We start from the raw sequence: 4,083 nt of genomic DNA, 5'->3' as shown, positions 1-4,083 counted from the left end.
TCGGGTTCAACTTCGGCGGGAATTATCAAATCATCCTGCCTACCACAAGCAATTAAAATGAAACTTAGAGATATGACAGATAAAGTTTTATAAGAGCGGGCGAGCATGAATATTTTAGTCCTTTAGATGCGCGGCTATGATCGAACTATTGAGAAGAAAGAATACAAACCCTTAAGGCAATGACGATAATTATACGTGTATATCAAAGCAACAATCATGATATTGAACACATTTCTTTAAAGATTTATCAAACAACTAATAAAAATTAGTGACTTAGAGTGTGTTAAACTTGGTTTAATTAACCGTAGATTCCAAATTTCTTCTTTTCGACCCTTATGATTAACAACTCAGAGCCATCACAGAAAAATAGTTCACCAGCTATTGAGCCTAGCCGCAAGTTTTCAGTCGCCCCGATGATGGATTGGACTGATCGCCACTATCGCTATATGGCACGCCTACTTTCAAAACATACCCTTCTTTATACCGAAATGGTGACTACTGGCGCAATTATCCATGGGGGTGCTGATCGATTTCTCAGGTATAACAATGAAGAACACCCTATTGCACTTCAGCTTGGTGGGAGTAAGCCGTCCGAGTTATCACGATGCGCAGAAATTGCCGCTCAATTTGGCTATGACGAGATCAATTTAAACGTTGGCTGCCCAAGCGACAGAGTGCAAAATAACATGATTGGCGCTTGCTTAATGGCTCACGCTGACCTCGTTAAGCAATGTATTTCTGCGATGAAAAATACTGTAGACATCCCGATCACTGTTAAGCATCGAATTGGAATAGATGAACATGATAGCTATGAGTTTGTTCGTGATTTCGTATCGAAAATCGCTGAGGACGGATGTAAAACTTTTATCGTTCATGCGCGTATCGCCATTCTTGATGGCTTAAGTCCAAAAGAAAACAGAGAAATCCCACCTCTAAAGTATGAATATGTCTATCGCCTAAAAAAGGAATTTAAGGACCTTGAAATCATTATTAACGGCGGAATAAAGTCTATCGATTCGTGCAAGCAACACCTTAAGCTAGTTGATGGAGTAATGGTTGGACGCGAAGCCTACCAGCACCCATGGTTACTTTCTAGCGTCGACGAACAATTGTTTGGAGCAAAACCCCATGGTAAAAGCCGTCACGACATTATTCACGACATGATGCCTTACATTGAAACACAGCTTAAAGGGGGTCAAAAGCTTCATTACATTACTCGCCATTTATTAGGCCTCTTTCATGGACAATCCGGTGGCAAACAATTTCGCCGGTATTTAAGTGAAAACGCATACAAAGATGGAGCCGATCTTAAAACGCTAGAACAGGCGCTTTCTCTTGTGCCTGAAAAATGATTGGGATTGTCATATTCTTAAGCTAAAAAGCTGCTATCGTTTATAGATATGGAATACAAAAAGGAAATCAGAAATCAATGGCAAGTAAATTAGAACAGTTAAGACAGTACACTACCGTAGTCGCAGATACAGGTGACATTGACGCGATAAAAAAATGGCAGCCACAAGACGCAACAACTAACCCATCATTAATACTTAAGGCTGCCCCCCTCCCTCAATACCGCCCCTTAATTGACAACGCAATTAACTATGGATCTAGCCAGGGCAAGAGTGACCAAGAGCAGCTTTCTTTGGCATGCGACCACCTAGCAGTATCAATTGGTACCGAAATATCAAAAGTCGTTCCAGGCAGAGTTTCCACTGAAGTAGATGCTCGCCTTTCCTTTGATACCCCTGCCACAGTAGCCAAAGCTAAGTCCTTGATTCAACTTTATGAGGATAGCGGCGTTAGTAAGAGTAGAATTCTTATCAAGATAGCCTCCACATGGGAAGGAATTAAAGCGGCTGAGCAGCTGGAGAAAGAAGGCATCAATTGCAACTTAACCTTATTGTTTGACTTTGTGCAAGCTAAAGCAGCTGCAGAGTCTGGCGCCTTCTTAATTTCACCCTTCGTAGGTCGCATACTTGACTGGTATAAAGCAAACACCGACAAAGACCAATATCTTCCGCATGAAGACCCTGGCGTCATTTCGGTTTCAGAAATTTATAATTATTATAAACAACACGGCTTTAGCACTGTTGTAATGGGTGCAAGCTTTAGAAATACTGATGAAATTGAGCAACTAGCTGGCTGTGACCGGCTTACCATTAGCCCGGAACTACTGAAACAACTATCTTGTGACAATGGTAGCCTCGAACGAAAGCTGATTGTACCAAATTCGACTTCGACACAAGGTTTAGTAACTGATCAAGCAAGCTTTCGCTGGAATATGAACCAATCTCCAATGGCAACTGAAAAACTAGCTGAAGGCATCAGAAAATTTGCTATTGACCAAGTAGCCTTAGAAGGCTTGCTCAGAGACCACCCAGAATGATTCAGCGTTTAATTGCCAAAATAACACAATCAAATCAAGACCAAGCACTATCTGAAACTGACATTTCTACAGTTGCTACCGCATTATTAATTGAGGTTATTAATGCGGACCATAAACAAACCGAGTCTGAGTGGCTGGTACTTCAAGAGCATTGTGCATCTGCGTTTCAGCTTTCAATCAGTGACACTGACGCTTTAATCCGTGAAGCGCGCGAACTATCTCGCTCTGCCACCTCGCTTTGGGAACATACCGACCTTATAAATAAAAAGTTTGATAGCGACTCAAAATATCGCTTAATTCTTGCGATGTGGAAAATTGCTTACGCTGATAGCGATATTGATCGTTATGAAGAGCACCTGATCAGAAAGGTCAGTGATTTGATTTATATACCTCACACCCTGTTCATCAAAGCGAAACACGAAGCTAGTAATATATAGCACTTAGTTTTAGAACGGACGTCATAAATGATAATTATCGGACATAGAGGTGCTCGGAACGAAGCGCCGGAAAACACTGTAACGGGCTTTATTCATGCTCAATCAAATGGCTGTTTGGATTTCGAGTTAGACATTCAATTATCTTCAGATGGAGAGTTGGTAGTCTATCACGACCGAAATTTGTCACGCACAAGCAACCTGCAAGGCAAGATAGCTCATTATCCCTATTCTTTTCTAAGCAAAGTTGATTCCCGACATAATACACCAGGCTGGCACTCTCCCTGTTACATTCCACACCTACAAGAAGTGGTAGATAGCGTACCAAATACTCGAAGCTGGCAATTTGAAGTAAAGAACGATCATCGGCATGTATTGAAACTAATTGTAAAGCGATTACAAGATTTTTTTCGCAGCAATAATCTTTATGATAAGGCAACGGTTACTTCTGCCAGCCGCTGGATTCTACATGAAATAAACCGATTATCGCCAGAAATAGACACCGGCTATGTCGCAGAATACCGGTATCGCAGGCCATTGAAGACCGCTGTATCGCTCGATTGCAAGCTACTGGTCATCAACAACAGGTTGATTAGCCCAACCTTATTGAGAAACGCAAAATCTTATGGGCTTGAGGTATCATGTTGGACGGTGAATAGTATTGAAAGAATGGAAACCCTAAAAGCAATGGGCGTTCATAGTATTATCACTGATATTCCGAGCTCTGCACTGCATCACTTTAATTAGATATCGCGCTTTCAAACAACTAAGCTAGGCAAGCCAAAAACGGCTACTTACCATAAGGCTAAGAGCGGAACATAATCACCCTTAGCCTTCATCTTTAATTCAAATACGCTTCCTGAAAATCTGAAACCCCATTATCATTAGAGTCCGAATTGTCAGGTTTAGTATTTAACAGATACTCTTCGATATTTGTTAAATTATCCTTATCCAAGTCTTTGAACTTATCGCTTGGGTCACTATCATCCAAGCCGTAAAGCATCTCGAATATTCCCGGCATCCCGTCTGAATCTTGATCCGTCACACCGATAGGCATTATATCGACGAGCGAGTCATACACACTTAATAACGCAAAGTCACTCTGGCCTGCGACTTGTTGCGGCAAGACTTTCATCATTAGCTCATCTTCTGTGGCTTGCTGTATCAGATACTTTGTTGGTTCTCCATCATCTGTAGGCTTATTGTCCTCGATATAGACTGCCCGCGTTTCTTGAGAGTTAAATAAAGAACTAGGATCGTCAA

The 4,083-nt window shown here is 41.5% G+C and carries 5 protein-coding genes; 4 read left to right on the top strand and 1 reads right to left on the bottom strand.

Features of this window, described 5'->3' with window-relative positions; genetic code table 11:
- Nucleotides 1-335 precede the first annotated feature (335 nt).
- The 4 genes from dusA (at nucleotide 336) to A3735_RS19390 (ending at nucleotide 3,567) form a co-directional block, all read left to right on the top strand.
- Complete coding sequence (gene dusA / locus A3735_RS19405) at nucleotides 336-1,352, top strand: tRNA dihydrouridine(20/20a) synthase DusA (RefSeq protein ID WP_068633830.1); 1,017 nt, start codon at nucleotides 336-338, stop codon at nucleotides 1,350-1,352.
- Between the two features lie 77 nt (nucleotides 1,353-1,429).
- A complete protein-coding gene (tal, locus tag A3735_RS19400) occupies nucleotides 1,430-2,386 on the top strand; it encodes a transaldolase (protein WP_068506497.1) in 957 nt (318 codons plus the stop codon).
- The gene (locus A3735_RS19395) at nucleotides 2,383-2,823 is read left to right on the top strand and encodes a TerB family tellurite resistance protein (RefSeq protein WP_068506495.1); all 441 of its coding nucleotides are present in this window, start codon (nucleotides 2,383-2,385) and stop codon (nucleotides 2,821-2,823) included. Before tal ends, A3735_RS19395 begins: the two co-directional genes overlap by 4 nt.
- A gap of 27 nt (nucleotides 2,824-2,850) precedes the next feature.
- Nucleotides 2,851-3,567 (top strand): glycerophosphodiester phosphodiesterase, encoded by a 717-nt coding sequence (locus A3735_RS19390; RefSeq protein WP_068506491.1) that lies wholly within the window; start codon nucleotides 2,851-2,853, stop codon nucleotides 3,565-3,567.
- A 94-nt stretch (nucleotides 3,568-3,661) separates the two neighbouring features.
- On the opposite strand, the gene A3735_RS31165 is transcribed toward A3735_RS19390, so the two are convergent.
- On the bottom strand, nucleotides 3,662-4,083 hold a 422-nt coding region (locus A3735_RS31165), incomplete at its 5' end, for a hypothetical protein (protein ID WP_197485942.1).

The sequence above is a fragment of the Oleiphilus sp. HI0061 genome, assembly GCF_001635675.1.
The sequence above is the reverse complement of the archived record's forward strand: the minus strand, read 5'-3'. Positions and strand labels throughout refer to the sequence as shown.